This window comes from Rahnella inusitata (genome assembly GCF_018288855.1).
Classification (GTDB): Bacteria; Pseudomonadota; Gammaproteobacteria; order Enterobacterales; family Enterobacteriaceae; genus Rahnella; species Rahnella inusitata.
The window spans coordinates 2,334,296-2,351,011 of record NZ_CP065024.1 but is presented as its reverse complement, the minus strand read 5'-3'; the positions used below and the strand labels follow the sequence as shown (position 1 = coordinate 2,351,011).

Genomic DNA, 16,716 nt, shown 5'->3' with positions numbered 1-16,716 from the left:
CCTTAACTCTCCTGATAGACCCCTTCACCGTGAATACTGCGATACTCTTTTGGCGTCATTTCATAGCCTTTTCTGAATACCGAGTAGAAATATTGCAGTGACGGATAACCACACATTTGTGAGATCTCATTTATCGAAATCGACGTCGCCGCCAGCAGATTACGGGCACGGTCGAGTTTTTCTTCGTGGATCACACCGTGAATGGTTTGTCCGGTTTCATCCTTAAAACGCTTCTCGAGATTAGAACGCGACATGCCAATGGCATCCAGCACCTGTTCCACCTTGATACCTTTACACGCGTGGTAGCGGATGTAATGCATCGCCTGGATCACTGCCGGGTCCCGCAACGAGCGGAAATCGGTAGACCGGCGCTCCACCACTTTCACCGGCGGCACTAAAATACGCTGCAAGGGCAAATCGCGCTGATCGAGCAACTGATGCAGCAACTTCGCCGCGCGATAGCCCATCTGACGCGTCCCCTGCACCACCGAAGATAACGCCACGCGCGACAAATAGCGGGTGAGCTCCTCATTATCAATCCCGATCACGCTGAGTTTTTCGGGTACAGGAATATTGAGATGTTCGCAGACCTGTAATAAGTGACGGGCGCGGGCGTCGGTCACCGCAATAATCCCCGTTTGCTGCGGCAGGGTTTGTACCCAATCGGCCAGCCGGTTTTGAGCGTGCTGCCAGTTCTCCGGCGCGGTTTCCATCCCCTGATACACCACGCCCTGATACTGCTCGGAAGCCACCAGCGTTCTGAACGCGTGCTCACGCTCCTGCGCCCAGCGTTTTCCGCCGGTGTCGGGTAAACCGTAAAAAGCGAAACGGTTAATGCCCTTTTCTTTCAGATGCATAAAGGCCGCTTCCACCAGCGCAACGTTGTCGGTGGCGATGTAGTGAACCGGCGGATAATCTTCTTCGCGATGATAGGAACCCCCGACGCCGACAATGGGCACTTTGAGATCTTTAAGCAGGGTTTCGATTTCACGATCGTCAAAATCAGCGATAACGCCGTCGCCCAGCCAGTCCTTAATGTTATCTATGCGACAGCGAAAATCCTCTTCAATGAAGATATCCCAGTCACTTTGTGAGGCCTGCAAATACTCACCCACGCCTTCCACCACCTGACGGTCGTAGACTTTATTAGCGTTAAAGAGCAGCGTAATCCTGTAGCGTTTTTCAAACATGCCTGTTTCTCACCGATGATCCCATTAACGAAAGCCTTGTTCCTCCACACGGAAGAACAAGGCTAATTGCGTTGCTCAATATCACAACCACCCAAGATCTGCAGATTCGGCGTTGTAATTCTGTGAGGTATCACAGGTTTCCCGGTGGCAACGCCTGCAAAACCTGCCTATCACGACGCTTTTATGCGCGACGTTTGGTGGCTGAATCCATCCATACAGCCAGCAATAAAATCGCGCCCTTGACGATGTACTGCCAGAACGTCGGCACGTCGAGCATACTCATGCCGTTATCGAGGGAGGCCATGATAAAAGCGCCCATCACTGCCCCAGCGACACTGCCGACGCCGCCCGCCAGGCTGGTGCCACCAATGACGCAGGCTGCGATGGCATCAAGCTCCGCAATATTACCGGCCGATGGCGAACCTGCGCCCAGACGAGAGCTGAGGATAAGCCCGGCAATCGCCACCATCAAACCATTGATGGCAAACACCGCCAGCTTACTGCGTTCAACGTTAACACCCGACAGGCGCGCCGCTTCAATGTTGCCGCCAATCGCGTAAATACGACGACCAAACGACGTGCGCGACGCCATAAACATCCCGCCCAACATCAGCGCAACCAGAATCAGCACCGGCGTCGGGACGCCACGGTAATCGTTGAGCAGATAAATCGCCCCCAGCGCTACAATAGCGGTCAGCGCCTGACGAGTGACGTCCGTTTGCGCGGCGGCTACCGGCAGCCCGAGCGCGCTGCGCTGTTTACGTCTGCGCCATTGCCAGCCGATAAATGCCGCCAGCGCCACCGCACCGATACCAAATCCAAAAGAATCCGGCAGATAACTCTGGCCAATTAACGACATCGCCGGAGAAGTCGGTGATACCGTGGTGCCGCTGGTGATCCCGATGAGGATCCCGCGAAAAGCCAGCATCCCCGCCAGTGTCACGATAAATGACGGTACTTTGCGATACGCCACCCACCAGCCGTTCCACGCGCCGAGCAGTATTCCCAATACCAGCGTGACCGCGATAGTCAGCGGCAGCGGCCAGCCAAGCCAGACATCAAATATTGCCGCCACGCCGCCCAGCAATCCCATCATCGAGCCTACGGACAAATCGATTTCCGCCGAAATGATCACGAACACCATCCCCACGGCCAGAATGCCGGTGATCGCCGTCTGGCGCAGCAGGTTAGAAATATTACGTGCGCTGATGTACGCGCCCTCGGTCGTCAGGCTGAAGAAAACGATAATTACCGCAATCGCCGCCAGCATAACGAAGACCTGAAGGTTAATGTTTTTCAACTTTTGCAGAGAAAATGCGGCAAGCGGTTTGCCTGCATTTGCAGAGTCAGGGGTGGTTTCTGGCTGGGTAAATTTAGACATATGATTCACTCCTCAATGCGGCTTCCATGACCTGTTCCTGGCTCAAATTGTTGTTCTCCAGACAGGCTTTAACCTGCCCGAGATGCATGACTACCACACGGTCGCTGAGCCCCAACACCTCGGGTAACTCGGAGGAAATGACGATGACAGCCATTCCCTGCGCAGCCAGCTGGCCAATCAGTTTGTAGATTTCATGCTTCGCGCCGACATCAATTCCGCGCGTAGGTTCATCGAGGATCAGGATTTTCGGCTTAAGTAACAGGCAACGCGCCAGAATAGCCTTTTGCTGATTACCGCCGCTCAGACGACCAATCGCCAGTTCAGAGGAAGACGTTTTAATTTTCAGCTGTTTCACTGATTCGCTAATGGTGTATTGCTCCTGCGCCTCACGCAGAATACCGCCGCTGCTAAACTGACTAAGTGCGGCCAGCGTAATATTGCTGCCCACCGCCATGACTGGCACGATGCCGTCACGCTTGCGGTCTTCCGGCACCATCGCCAGCCCGCGCCGCATGGCATCCCGGCAGTCGGTTATCTGCACTTTGTTGCCTTGCAGCCAGATATCTCCCGACCACTTTCCCGGATAGACGCCGAACAGGCATTCCATCATTTCCGTTCGTCCCGCACCTACCAGCCCGGCCACGCCCAGCACCTCGCCCTGGCGCAGGGTAAAACCGGCGTTATCCACCCGTCTGATATGTCGGTTCACCGGATGCCATGCGGTCAGGTACTCGACGCGCAAAATCTCATCGCCAATCTGCCGGTCGCGGGGCGGGAACAGTTCAGTTAATTCGCGCCCGACCATCATCGAAATGATCTCCTTCTCGGACGTGCCTGCCGCATTGCAGGTGGCGATGTGTCTTCCATCGCGGATGACGCAAAGTTTGTCAGAAATGGCTTTTACTTCAGTCAGCTTGTGGGAAATATAAATACAGGCGATATCGTGGTGGCGCAGATCGCGGATAATATCGAGCAGAACGGCGGTTTCGCTTTCGGTCAGCGAAGCGGTGGGTTCATCGAGCACCAGAAGTCGCACCTGCTTATTGAGCGCTTTGGCAATCTCCACCAGCTGACGCTGCCCCAGGCCTAAATCGCCAACCGGGGTATGCGGGTCAATATCCAGTTTCACCTGCGCCAGCATACGCTGGCAGCGCAGATACATTTTGTCGGTATCGAGCAGGCCGTAACTGCCCCATTCGTTGCCGAGAAACATGTTTTCCAGCACGCTCAGTTGTTTCACCAGCGCCAGTTCCTGATGAATAATCGCAATGCCCTTTTGTTCGGTGTCGCGGATCCCTTTAGCGCTCAGTCTTTCACCAGAGAAATAAATCTCGCCCTCAAAGGTGCCCTGCGGATAAATACCGCATAACACTTTCATTAAGGTGGATTTCCCCGAGCCATTCTCACCGCACAGCGACAAAACCTCTCCGGCGGCCAGCGTCAGGCTAATATTATCGACCGCTTTCACCGCGCCGAATTTCTTGGTGATATTACGCACTTCCAGCAGCGCTGATTTTTCAAATTGTTCTGGCATATTATGCATCCTGATAAAAACAACACATCATTGCGACATGTTGTTTTCATAGAAAATATTGAAAAATTAAAGATCCGCTTTTTTATGGAAGCCGTCGGCAATAACCGTGCTTTCAATATTATTTTTATCGACAGATATTGGGGTTAATAAATAGGAAGGCACTTCTTTTTTACCGTTATTTAAAGTGGCATTAGATTTAGGCGTTTCGCCCTTACCAAGCTGCACAGCAATTTCTGCTGCATCATTGGCAAGTTTTGTGATCGGCTTATACACCGTCATCGTTTGTGTACCCGCTTCGATACGTTTGATGGCCGCCAGATCGGCATCCTGCCCGGAGATGGCCACTTTACCCGCCAGACCCTGTGCGGATAACGCCTGAACTGCGCCCCCTGCTGTAGCGTCATTGGAGGCCACCACAGCATCAATTTTGTTGTTATTCGCGGTCAGCGCATTTTCCATAATTTTCAGCGCATTTTCCGGCAACCAGCCGTCGGCCCACTGATCGCCAACCACTTTGATTTTCCCGTCTTTGATCAGCGGATTTAAGACCTTCATCTGCCCGGCGCGGAACAGCTTGGCATTGTTATCTACCGGCGACCCACCCATCAGGAAGTAATTGCCCTGCGGGACACGTTCTACCAGGCTTTGCGCCTGTAGTTCACCGACTTTCTCATTATCAAAAGAGATGTAGAAATCAATATCGGCGTTGTTGATCATACGGTCGTAGGCCAATACTTTGATGCCTTCACGCTTGGCTTCTGCGATAACGTTGCTCAGCACTTCGCCGTTGTAGGGAATAATCACCAACACATCGACGCCGCGGTTGATCATATTTTCGATCTGCGCCATCTGGGTTTCTTCATTGCCGTTGGCTGATTGCACGAAAACATCCGCACCCAAGGTTTTCGCTTTAGCCACAAAGATATCACGGTCTTTTTGCCACCGTTCTAAACGTAAGTCATCAATCGCCATACCTATTTTGATTTCTTTCGCCACACCTGCCTGGCTGAACAATATCAACGCAGCGCAGGCAGAAAGAATCATTTTATTCATTTTCATTTTTCAGACCTTTTATAAGAATAAGAAGAGGCAGATACAGAGAACCGTACAGAAATGACACAGGGATTGTTGTCGCTGGATAATTAATCGGCAATTGCAGATTTTAATCACCTCGTTATGATTTTTTGTTTATTTCCGGAAATATGATGGGGATCATGGTTTGATTGTAATTCAACAGGAGTTAGTAATTTTATTATCGAGGCATCACGAAAAATGAAGAGAAAAGCAAGATGAACTGGGTTAATTTTGCGATCTACTGCACATTTAATAATTCTATTAAATTGAGTGTGAAATAACGTAATTGTTAGAACAACGGACAACTCCGAAGATAGGGCCTCAGCCTCCCAGTCCCGCTGGGCCCGTTTTCAAGGAGTTTTTCAATGCACGCATATTTCGACAAGCTGGATGCAGTTCGCTATGAAGGTGCTAACAGCACTAACCCGCTGGCATTTCGTCACTACAATCCTGAAGAAGTGATCCTCGGCAAAACCATGGCTGAGCATCTGCGTTTCGCCGCCTGTTACTGGCACACTTTCTGCTGGAACGGCAACGACATGTTTGGCCCTGGCGCATTTATTCGCCCATGGCAGCAGCCGGGTAACGAACTGGAACTGGCAAAACTCAAAGCCGACGTGGCTTTCGAATTCTTCAAAAAACTGAGCGTGCCTTATTATTGCTTCCATGATGTTGATGTGTCGCCGGAAGGCGCGTCACTGAAAGAATACGTCAACAATCTGGCCGTGATGACCGATGTCCTGGCACAAAAGCAGGAAGCGACCGGCGTTAAACTCCTGTGGGGCACGGCGAACTGTTTCTCAAATCCACGCTTTGGTGCAGGCGCAGCAACCAACCCAAATCCTGAAATTTACAGCTGGGCGGCAACGCAAGTGGTGAGTGCGATGAACGCCACCAAGAAATTGGGCGGCGAGAACTACGTCCTGTGGGGCGGTCGCGAAGGCTACGAGACGCTGTTGAACACCGACCTGCGTCAGGAACGCGAACAACTGGGTCGCTTCATGCAAATGGTGGTCGAGCATAAACACAAAATCGGTTTCCAGGGCACCTTGCTGATCGAACCAAAACCACAAGAGCCTACCAAACATCAGTATGATTATGATGTGGCGACGGTATACGGATTCCTCAAACAATTCGGGCTGGAAAAAGAGATCAAAGTGAACATCGAGGCGAACCATGCCACGCTTGCCGGTCACTCATTCCATCATGAAATCGCCAATGCCATTGCATTGGGCATCTTCGGCTCTGTCGATGCCAACCGTGGCGACCCGCAGTGTGGCTGGGATACCGACCAGTTCCCGAACAGCGTGGAAGAAAATGCGCTGGTGATGTACGAAATTATCAAAGCGGGTGGTTTCACCACCGGCGGTCTTAACTTTGACTCCAAAGTACGTCGCCAGAGCACCGACAAATATGACCTGTTCTACGGCCATATCGGTGGCATGGATACCATGGCACTGGCGCTGAAAGTTGCAGCACGCATGATTGAAAGCCGTGAACTGGATAAACACGTCGCCCAGCGATACGCAGGCTGGAACACGGAGCTTGGTCAGCAGATCCTGCAGGGTAAAATGTCTCTGGAATCTCTGAGCGCACAGGCGCAGCAAAATGAGATCAACCCTCAGCACCAGAGCGGTCAGCAGGAACGTTTAGAAAATCTGGTTAATCGCTATCTGTTTGGTTAAATCCTCGTTGTGATTTGCGCCCTGTCCGCCTCTGGTTTACAGGGCGTTGTTTCTGTAAGACTTCAGGGACGGGTTTTCACCTTACTTAAAAAAGGAATCTGGTATGTATCTCGGTATAGATCTCGGCACCTCTGGCGTTAAAGCGATTTTACTCAGCGAAGAGGGTCAGGTGGTGGCCAGCCACAGTGAGGCGTTAACCCTTTCCCGCCCGCACCCTTTGTGGTCAGAGCAAAATCCCGCTGACTGGTGGAGCGCCACAGAGAAAGCCGTTTTAGCCCTTTCGCAGTTACACGCATTAAAACAAGTGAAAGCGGTGGGAATTACCGGTCAGATGCATGGCGCAACTGTGCTGGATGCGCAACAAAACGTATTACGCCCGGCGATCCTCTGGAACGATGGCCGCAGTTTTAGCCAGTGCCAGCAGTTGGAGGCCGCGGTGCCGGATTCGCGCGAGATCACCGGCAACCTGATGATGCCCGGTTTTACCGCCCCGAAACTGCAGTGGCTGCGTGAAAACGAGCCGGAACTGTTCGCCAAAATTGACAAGGTATTACTGCCAAAAGATTACCTGCGCTGGCTGATGACGGGCGTTTTCGCCAGCGATATGTCAGATGCTGCCGGCACTATGTGGCTGGATGTCGCTAAACGTGACTGGAGTGACAGCCTGCTCGCCGCAACTGGCCTGACCCGCCAGCACATGCCCGCGCTGTTTGAAGGTAATCAAATCACCGGTCAGCTGTTACCGGCACTGGCCTCCCGCTGGGGCATGGATTGTGTTCCGGTTATTGCAGGCGGTGGTGATAACGCCGCCGGTGCCGTGGGCGTCGGCCTCTACAAAACCGGCCAGGCGATGCTGTCGCTCGGCACATCGGGGGTGTACTTCGCGGTCAGTGACGGTTTCCTTAGTAATCCGCAGCAGGCAGTTCACAGTTTCTGCCATGCCTTGCCGGACACCTGGCATCTGATGTCTGTGATGCTCAGTGCCGCCTCCTGTCTCGATTGGGCTGCGAATCTCACCGGTACCGCATCCGTTGGCGAGTTGATCGGTCTGGCTGAGAATACGCCTCCGGCGGATTCACCGGTCTGCTTCCTGCCGTACCTGTCGGGCGAACGCACGCCGCACAATAACCCGAATGCCAAAGGTACCCTGTTCGGCCTGACACATCAGCACGGCCCTGCCGATATCGCCCGCGCGGTCCTCGAAGGCGTGGGTTTCGCCCTCGCCGACGGCATGGATGTATTACATGCCACCGGTCTGAAACCACACAGTATTACGCTGATCGGCGGCGGCGCGCGCAGCCCTTACTGGCGGCAAATGCTGGCGGATATCAGTGGTCTGACGCTGGAGTATCGCACAGGGGGTGACGTCGGACCCGCGCTGGGTGCCGCAAGGTTAGCGCAAATTGCGATGAATCCGGGAAGCCCGCTGGAACAATTCCTGCCGGAGCTGGCGCTTGAACAAGTGCATCAACCTGATGCGCAGAAACATAAAGTTTATGCAGAGCGGCGGAAGGTATTCCGGGAGTTGTATAAGCGCCTTGAGGATTTGATGTAAGCCAGATCGGACTTAATGCATTCCCGGTGGCACCGAGGGACATCAGTTACCCGACCGGGAAAGTTTTTTTCTCAATGAGAGTGATCACTTAGCGCCCTGCACCGAAAACAACACGAAAGGCCAGTCGATCACTGCACGTGAAAAACCGAAACAATCCCGGTCAGTTTAAAACCGCTTTTCAGTGGTGCCCGCACACAAAAACCGTTTTGGAGTCCGGCCTGACTTCATTTTCCCCGCGCCAACCGCCCCCCTATGGAATACACTTCATTCCTAAATTTCATACTGAGTTATGTGGCACAGATCACATCTTAATTGTATGATGAATGCATCATTCAACTGGGTGAAACACCATGAGCAACGTAGTATCTCTGGCATTTCAATATATTCGGGCGTTTATTCTGATTTACCTGTGTTTATTCGCCGGTAACGCGATTTCCTCGCTTTTGCCCCTTACTATTCCCGGCAGCATCATCGGGATGCTGATTCTGTTTTGTCTGCTCTCGACGCAAATTCTGCCGTTTAAATGGGTGAAACCCGGCTGCAACGTGCTGATCCGCTACATGGCATTATTGTTTGTTCCGATAGGCGTCGGCGTCATGAATTACTACGAACAGCTGCGCACGCAATTCGGCCCGCTGGTGGTGTCTTGCCTGGTCAGTACTTTGATTGTGCTGCTGGTGGTGGCGTACTGCTCTCACTATATTCACGGGGATCGCGGCACTGTTAAGGCTAAAGCGGAGGATAAAAATGATTGATATTCTGTGGTCACTGCCGCTGACGCTGCTGGTCTTTTTCGCCACCCGCAAGCTGGCAATCCGGCTGAAAATGCCGCTGCTGAACCCGTTGCTGATGTCGATGGTGGTGATCATTCCCCTGCTGCTGGTGACCAATATCCCCTACGCGCGTTACTTTGCGGGCAGCAAAATTCTCAATGACTTGCTGCAACCCGCCGTTGTCGCGCTGGCGTTCCCGCTGTACGAGCAACTTCATCAGATCCGCGCGCGCTGGAAATCCATTATCAGCATCTGTTTTATCGGCAGCGTAGTGGCGATGGTCACCGGGACGGCGATTGCATTATGGATGGGGGCAACGCCGCAGATCGCCGCGTCGGTCTTACCGAAATCCGTCACTACGCCGATTGCGATGGCGACAGCGCAATCCATTAACGGCATTCCGGCGATCAGCGCGGTGTGTGTGATATTCGTGGGTATTCTCGGAGCGGTGTTCGGTCACAGTATTCTCAACCTGCTGAAAATCACCACCAAAGCCTCACGCGGTCTGGCGATGGGTACCGCCTCGCACGCACTCGGTACCGCTCGTTGCGCCGAAATGGATTATCAGGAAGGCGCATTCAGTTCACTGGCGCTGGTGATTTGCGGGATTATCACCTCCCTGCTCGCCCCTTTCCTGTTCCCGGTTCTTCTCGCGCTTTTCGGTCACTGAAAATCGCATATCGAAAACGGGTTGCCCTAAATAGCTTTCGTCGCAGGAAGGCGGCAAGCGAAAGAGTCCCGATGGACTGACTCAGATATCAGTGATCCGGGCGAGTACATGCAGCCCACTCAGGACCGGCGCGAAATAGGAAGGGGGAAAAAGTGTATGTCGTCCAACCTTAGAAAGACGACATACAAAACTGAAAGTACCCGGTTTAAGTACAGTCAGAAAAAAGCCTGCATACACGCTTTGAAAGCCGGTATGCAGTCGATAACGAAGATGAGAAGTCTTGCGCAAAGACGCGCAGGAGGGATTACGAATTCATCTGGAACAGTGACATACCCTGCATGGCGCTGTATGTCTTATAGGAAGCCTGAAGCGCAACCTGTTGCAGCGTGTAGGTCGAAATCGCTGACGTCCAGTCAGTGTCCACTAAGTTACTCAGTTTACTGGCGTTGGTTACTTCGCGGTTATCACCCAGCGTGTCCAGCGTGTCCAGTTCACTCATCTGCGTACCCAGTTCAGAACGCACAGACAGCACGTTGTTGAGCGAGTTACTCAGACCACGGTTAGCTTTGCCGATTGCATCCGTGTATTCGGTATCGGTCGCATAATCCGCAGACGGCGTTTTCAGCGCTTTCAGCGCGCCGTCGATAGTTTTGAAGATATCCGCTTCACTGGCAGAACCATCGGGCTCGGCTTTCGCATCACCGGTTAAGGTCTGGAAAACTTCGTTGCCGGTGTGGTTGATGGTCATCGTACGGCTGGCATCAACCTGCTGTGAAATCTCTGTGGTGCCGCCAACATAGGTTACATCGCCGGTGGTCGCATCCTGGGTGAACGGCGCCGTATCGCTTTTATAACCAGCAAAAATATAGCGACCATTACCGTCGGTGCTGTTCGCCATGTTCAGAATCTGAGACTTCAGGCTTTCCAGTTTCGTCGCCAGTGAAGAGCGGTCATCATCACTCAGTGAACCGTCACCGGCCTGAACGATCAGTGTCTGCGCGTCCTGAATGGATGACGTTACGCTGGACAGGATAGATTCTTCCTGACTCATGCTCTGATTGGCGAAGGTCCGCGCCACCGAATACTGGCTGTTCTGAGCAGATGCCTGACGAACCAGCACTGCCTGAGAAGCCGCCAGCGGATCGTCTGAAGGCTTACTGACTTTAGAACCGGTCGAAAGCTGTAAACCCGTTGCCTGAAAACGGTTCTGACCATCCAGCACCGCATCCATATTTTGTGTGTAAATCATATTGGTACTAAGGCGCATGGCATCAGTTCCTTATCAGTTCGAATTATTCTTTCTCAATACCCGATACGTCATTATCAGGTATTAACGAAGGTTGATGATCGCGTCGAAAATCGTCGAAGCCGTCTGCACGACCTGTGCGTTCGCCAGATAATATTGCTGGTAGCGTTGCAGATCGCCGTACTCCTCATCGAGGTTAACCCCGGAGATAGACTGCTGCTGCGCGGTCAATTGCGTCACAATGTTGGCCTGCGCAGTGCTGGTCGTTGTCAGCGTGCTGACCTGATTACCCACGTTGCTCACCAGGCTGGCGTATGCGCCGGACAGGGTGGATTTGCCTTCCACCAGTTTGGCGGTTTGCAGGTTTAGCAATTTCTGGGCATTGGTGTTATCGCTGACGCCGCTGTCTGCCGCGCCTGCTGCTGCGATCAAAGATGAATCGCTGATAGCCACGTTCAGGCTGCCCGCCACATTGCTAACGGTTTTGAGCGTAAAGCTGTCTTTGGTCGAAGGCGTTCCGGTAACGGAAACTGCCAGGCCGTCGAAGTTCAGGGTCGCATTGCCGCTGGCATCGGTGCCTGCGGTCGGGCTGATTTTTGCTCCGTCAGATACGCGGGTCACATCCCAGCCGGTGCCGTTATACGCCATGGTGTAATCACTGGCTTTCACCGCGGTGGTGTCGGTATAAGCCACGCTGATATTGGCGGTACCGGTGTTCTTCACGTTGCCAACGGTGGTGGCACCGGTGAAAGAGAAGAAGTTGGTCCCGGCGTCACCATTGAGGTCAAAACCGGCTTTATTGGTGCTGTTGAAGCTGTCGGCCATGCTCAGCGCCAGCTGGCCCAACTGGTTGATCGCAGGCTCGAGGTTATCTTTACGAAATGCCAGCGTGCCGCCGAGTGAACCGGTGGTCAGGCGGCTTTCCTGAAGTTCTGTCACTGTGCCATCGGGCTGAGTCATGCCCACGGTCAGCTTGGTCGGATCTGCGCTGGAAGCCATTGCGACAACAGTTTTTGCATTGCCGCCGTTGACTAATGGCATGCCGTTGGCAAAGGAGACGTTGTAAGTGTCGCCATCCTGCTGCGTCACGACCACGCCGCTGATGTCGTTGAGCTGGCTGACCAGTTGATCGCGCTGATCGAGCAGCGCATTAGGCTCCTGACCGGTGCTGCCACGGGTGGCGGTGATCTGGCTGTTCAGTTTGGCAATCTGCGTGGCGTAGGTGTTGATCTGATCAACGTTCTGCGAAATCTGCTGGTTCACCGCAGTGTTCATGTCGTTGAGGTATTTCGCCGAACTGTTGAACTGTGCGGTCAGGCCCTGCGCTTCCCCTAAAACAGCCTGACGCGCGGCGCTGTCGCTGGCGTTGCTGGTCAGGGTTTGCAGGCCTTTAAAGAAGGTGGCCATGGTCGCATCGATACCGGTGGAGCTGTCGCCCAGTAAGTCATCGATAGAGCTGGCCTGATCGAGCTGGGTGGATAACGCGCTGCTGGTTGCGCTGGAGCCCAGCAACTGTTTCACCACAAAAGAGTTATATTCGCGATTCACGCCAGTGACCGTTACGCCGTTACCGATGTAACCCGCGCCCGTCGCCGTGCCATTGCTTTGGTTGATGATCGTTGTCTGACGGTTGTACCCGGCGACACTGACGTTAGCGATGTTGTTTCCGACGGTGCTGAGCGCGGCCTGCGCTGCGTTCAGTCCGCTCATTGCGGTATTGATTAAGCTACTGGACATGAGTGACCTTCTGGCTGCCGGTGTAAAAGTTTACCGCCGGATAAGTAAAGGGGTTGGGTCGGGGTGTTGGCCTTTTCCCATATTGATCTGGTTATCGGCGTGTGGTGCGAAAACTTGAGAGAAAAATGGCAACCGCTTTCAAACTTTTTTAATGCCTGAGAGGAGGTTGCCATTTTAAACGCGTATATCAGAAAATATCTTTGAGATCATGACTGTAGGCTTTCACAGCCTGCTCACCCGCGCCTTTGATTTTCTGGATCACGCTGACCAGTTTATCGGCGTAATTCGGGTCAGTGGCGTAGCCTGCTTTTTGTAGCGCATGTGCCGCTTGTTCCGGCGTACTCGCCGAGGCTACCTGCGCATAACGTGGGTTGTTGGTCAGCAGTTTGATGTAGTCGCTGATAGCTTCCACATACGAGCCGTATACGCGGAAACTGGCCTGGACTTTTTTCGCTACGCCGTTGGCGTATTCGGTGGTCGTGATATTAGTGGTCGGGCCGTCCCAGCTGCTGCCCGCTTTGATGCCGAACAGGTTGAAGCTGCGTTTGCCATCGCTGGTCGGAATTTCACGCTGCCCCCAGCCGGATTCCAGCGCGGCCTGCGCCATGATCAGCTGGTGCGGAATGCCGCTGTCTTTACTGGCGACCTGCGCCGGAATGCTCAGGTTAGAGACGAACTGCCCGCTGTCTTGCGAAAGCGGTGCGCCGCCGGTGGTGCGATCCGGTGCCGCAGGGATGGCTTTACGCAGATACTGTTCCATTGCCTGAATGGGCAGCGTTTTCAGCACTTCGTTATCCAGCGCCATTGGCACGGTGCCCGCTAGTTCTGACGGTTGTTTGGTGCCGCCGGTTAACTGTTCAACCATCATGTCCGCCATACCCAACCCTTTGTTGGACATGTCCTGCGCAATTTGCTGATCGTACATCGATGTATAAAGCTTGGTTTGTTCGTTGCTCAGCAGCCCGCCTTCCGGCAACGCCTGACGCATGCTTTTCAGCATCATCTGCACGAACACTCCTTCAAACTGTTTCGCCACTTCTTTAATGTGCGCTTGCGGATCCAGCGACACATCCCGCTTCAGCTTGTTCAGGGACTGCGTGTCATACGCCGCCCCGGACATCGACATCAGATCGCTCATCAGATAATTTCCAAATCAGCACGCAGGCAACCGGCTGTTTTCATGGCCTGCAAAATAGACATCAGATCGATAGGCGTCGCCCCTAACGCGTTCAGCGTACGGACAACGTTGTTCAGGCTGGCGCTGGAGCGAACCTGCTGTATCGACCCGCCGGACTGACGCACGGAAATATTGGTGTTAGGCGTCACCACCGTCTGTCCCCCACCGAACGGCGTATTGGGCTGGCTGACATCGTTCTGACGATCGACGACCACGGAAAGATTGCCCTGCGCGACCGCGCAGCTGTCGAGCGTGACGTCACGGTTCATGACCACCGAGCCGGTACGGGAGTTGATGATGACTTTCGCGTCCATCGGCCCGACGTTGACTTCGATGTTCTGGATCTGCGCCAGAATGCGCACCTGAGAAACATTACCGCGCGGCACAACCACCTGAATGTTGCGCGAATCCAGCGCGGAAGCCACACCCATGCCCTGACGGTTGATAGCATCGCTGACCTGCTGGGCCAGGTTAAAGTCTTCGTCATTAAGTTGCAGGCTGATCACGCCTTCGGTGCCGAAGGTGCTTGGCAGTTCGCGTTCAATGGTTGCACCGCCGGTGATACGCCCGCCGGAAACCTGGTTCACCGTCACGCTGCTGCCACCGGCAGATGCTCCGGCACCGCCGACCAGTACGTTACCTTGTGCCAGCGCGTAGACCTGATTGTCGACCCCTTTCATTGGAGTCATCAGCAAGGTGCCGCCGCGAATGCTTTTGGCGTTACCCATGGAAGAGACCACCACGTCAATAGCCTGTCCTGCGCGGGAGAACGGTGGCATTTTGGCGGTGACCATCACCGCCGCGACGTTTTTCAACTGCATGTTGGTGCCAGCCGGAACGGTGATGCCGAGCTGAGATAACATGTTGGTCAGCGTCTGCGTGGTGAACGGCGTCTGCGTGGTCTGGTCACCCGTACCATCGAGGCCGACGACCAGACCGTAGCCGATCAGGGCGTTATCACGCACGCCCTGTACCGTGGTCAGATCACGAATACGATCGGCGGATGCGGGCAGTATCACCAGGGCGGACATCGCCAGACAGAAGATACCGGAAAGAATTTTTCGCATGATTGCCTCGTTATAACGGCGATAAGTTTAAGAAGAACCGCTGCAACCAGCCCATGTTCTGCGCTTCGTTGATGTAGCCATTCCCTACGTACTCGATACGCGCATCGGCCACCTGCGTGGAGACCACCGCATTCGCGCCGCTGATGGTGCGCGGGTTGACCACACCGGAGAACCGGATGAATTCGGTTCCCTGATTAATTTCGATTTGTTTCTCACCGACAACTTTCAGGTTGCCGTTGGCCAGCACTTCGCTGACCGTGACGGTCAATGTTCCGGTGAAGCTGTTGTTGGCGGCAGCGCCACCTTTGCCCGCGAAGGTGTTATCGCCGGACGTGTCCACCGCAGCGCGGGCATTGCCGAACAGCCCTTCCAGATAGCGCGGCGTGGTATCAAAGCCAAATTTGGTTGACCCGTTGCGGCTGGCGTTCGCCGAGGAGCTTTTGCTCGCACTGACGTTTTCCTGCAACACGATGGTCAGGGTATCGCCGATATTGCGCGGACGACGGTCTTCGAACAAAGGCTGATAACCATAGTTCATCGGCTGAACTGACTGGAAAATCGAACCGTTAGGAACCGGCGGTGCGGCAGGCGCAGGTGCTGCTGTGGTCGTGCCTGGCACCAGCGGGGTGTGCGGAAAATACGCGCAACCGTTCGCCAGTAACGTCACAAACAGCGGCAGAACCAGCTTGCCTGGTCGGTTTACAAGAGAAGTCTTTACCGACGTTATTTTTTTGGTCACCACAGTTATCGCCTTAAAAAAATCGACCTGACAGGAATCAGAAACCGTACAGGACAGGAGCGCTTAAGCCCCCGTCCTCTCATACATTACAGCTGCGAAAGTTTCTGCAGCATTTCGTCCGAGGTGGACACTGCTTTACTGTTGATTTCATACGCGCGTTGCGTCTGGATCATGTTGACCAGCTCTTCCGCCACGTTGACGTTCGAGGTCTCAACATAGCCCTGATACAACAGGCCAGCGCCGTTCAGGCCCGGTGTACTTTCTGTCGGTGCGCCGGAACTTTGCGTTTCCTGGTACAGGTTTTCACCCATTGATTCCAGGCCGCTGTTGTTGATAAAGGTGCTCAGGGTTAACTGACCAACCTGCTGCGCTGCCGTCTGTCCCTGCTGGGTGACGCTGACTATCCCGTCGCGACCCACGGTCATGCTCAGGGCGTTAGTCGGGATGGTGATCGCAGGAATAACCTGATAGCCGCTGGAGGTCACCAGCTGACCGTTCTGATCAACCTGGAAAGAACCGTCGCGGGTGTAGGCCGTGGTGCCGTCAGGCAACTGCACCTGGAAGAACCCCTCACCTTTGACGGCAATGTCTTTACTGTTGCTGGTCTGCGACAGGTTACCCTGCGAGAACAAGCGTTCAGTAGAAACAGGGCGCACACCGGTACCTATCTGCAAACCCGAAGGCAGGTTGGTCTGTTCGGACGACTGCGCACCCGGCTGGCGGATTGTCTGGTACAGCAAATCTTCGAATACCGCACGCTGGCGTTTAAAGCCGTTGGTGCTGACGTTCGCCAGGTTGTTGGCGATGACGTCCATGTTGGTCTGCTGGGCATCCAGACCGGTTTTCGCGATATAAAGCGATGGGATCATGTCGTTACTCCTCTGCCAT

14 protein-coding genes are annotated in these 16,716 nt (G+C 53.9%); 4 read left to right on the top strand and 10 right to left on the bottom strand.

Features of this window, described 5'->3' with window-relative positions; translation table 11 throughout:
• Positions 1-2: 2 nt before the first annotated feature.
• From xylR to xylF, 4 genes are all read right to left on the bottom strand, one after another.
• A complete protein-coding gene (gene xylR / locus I2123_RS11065; RefSeq protein WP_112168139.1) occupies positions 3-1,190 on the bottom strand; it encodes a D-xylose utilization transcriptional activator XylR in 1,188 nt (395 codons plus the stop codon).
• 181 nt (positions 1,191-1,371) lie between these two features.
• Entirely contained in the window at positions 1,372-2,571 is a 1,200-nt protein-coding gene (gene xylH, locus I2123_RS11060; RefSeq protein WP_213052443.1) for a xylose ABC transporter permease XylH, read from the bottom strand.
• Positions 2,564-4,105 carry a xylose ABC transporter ATP-binding protein gene (locus I2123_RS11055; RefSeq protein ID WP_213052442.1) on the bottom strand — a complete coding sequence of 514 codons (1,542 nt, stop codon included), beginning with the start codon at positions 4,103-4,105 and terminating at the stop codon, positions 2,564-2,566. Before I2123_RS11055 ends, xylH begins: the two co-directional genes overlap by 8 nt.
• A 66-nt stretch (positions 4,106-4,171) precedes the next feature.
• Entirely contained in the window at positions 4,172-5,164 is a 993-nt protein-coding gene (gene xylF, locus I2123_RS11050) for a D-xylose ABC transporter substrate-binding protein (RefSeq protein ID WP_213052441.1), read from the bottom strand.
• Positions 5,165-5,544: 380 nt separating this feature from the next.
• Between xylF and xylA the strand changes: the two genes are divergently transcribed.
• The 4 genes from xylA (at position 5,545) to I2123_RS11030 (ending at position 9,862) form a co-directional block, all read left to right on the top strand.
• Positions 5,545-6,864, top strand: a complete 1,320-nt coding sequence (gene xylA / locus I2123_RS11045; protein WP_213052440.1) for a xylose isomerase — start codon at positions 5,545-5,547, stop codon at positions 6,862-6,864.
• Between the two features lie 103 nt (positions 6,865-6,967).
• Positions 6,968-8,419 (top strand): xylulokinase, encoded by a 1,452-nt coding sequence (gene xylB / locus I2123_RS11040; RefSeq protein WP_213052439.1) that lies wholly within the window; start codon positions 6,968-6,970, stop codon positions 8,417-8,419.
• Positions 8,420-8,769: 350 nt separating this feature from the next.
• Positions 8,770-9,174, top strand: a complete 405-nt coding sequence (locus I2123_RS11035) for a CidA/LrgA family protein (RefSeq protein ID WP_112168145.1) — start codon at positions 8,770-8,772, stop codon at positions 9,172-9,174.
• Positions 9,167-9,862, top strand: coding sequence for a CidB/LrgB family autolysis modulator (locus I2123_RS11030; protein WP_112168146.1), 696 nt, complete (start codon positions 9,167-9,169; stop codon positions 9,860-9,862). Before I2123_RS11035 ends, I2123_RS11030 begins: the two co-directional genes overlap by 8 nt.
• A gap of 304 nt (positions 9,863-10,166) precedes the next feature.
• On the opposite strand, the gene flgL is transcribed toward I2123_RS11030, so the two are convergent.
• The 6 genes from flgL to flgG all read right to left on the bottom strand — a co-directional run bounded on the left by flgL (position 10,167) and on the right by flgG (position 16,697).
• Positions 10,167-11,129 (bottom strand): flagellar hook-associated protein FlgL, encoded by a 963-nt coding sequence (gene flgL / locus I2123_RS11025; RefSeq protein WP_213052438.1) that lies wholly within the window; start codon positions 11,127-11,129, stop codon positions 10,167-10,169.
• Between the two features lie 63 nt (positions 11,130-11,192).
• A complete protein-coding gene (gene flgK, locus I2123_RS11020; protein ID WP_112168148.1) occupies positions 11,193-12,845 on the bottom strand; it encodes a flagellar hook-associated protein FlgK in 1,653 nt (550 codons plus the stop codon).
• A gap of 187 nt (positions 12,846-13,032) precedes the next feature.
• Complete coding sequence (flgJ, locus tag I2123_RS11015; RefSeq protein ID WP_112168149.1) at positions 13,033-13,983, bottom strand: flagellar assembly peptidoglycan hydrolase FlgJ; 951 nt, start codon at positions 13,981-13,983, stop codon at positions 13,033-13,035.
• A complete protein-coding gene (locus I2123_RS11010; RefSeq protein WP_112168150.1) occupies positions 13,983-15,089 on the bottom strand; it encodes a flagellar basal body P-ring protein FlgI in 1,107 nt (368 codons plus the stop codon). Before I2123_RS11010 ends, flgJ begins: the two co-directional genes overlap by 1 nt.
• Before the next feature lie 10 nt (positions 15,090-15,099).
• The gene (locus tag I2123_RS11005; protein ID WP_244879919.1) at positions 15,100-15,774 is read right to left on the bottom strand and encodes a flagellar basal body L-ring protein FlgH; all 675 of its coding nucleotides are present in this window, start codon (positions 15,772-15,774) and stop codon (positions 15,100-15,102) included.
• Positions 15,775-15,914: 140 nt separating this feature from the next.
• Positions 15,915-16,697: a flagellar basal-body rod protein FlgG gene (flgG, locus tag I2123_RS11000; RefSeq protein ID WP_056769747.1), complete on the bottom strand. Its 783-nt coding sequence runs from the start codon at positions 16,695-16,697 to the stop codon at positions 15,915-15,917.
• Between the last annotated feature and the right edge of the window lie 19 nt (positions 16,698-16,716).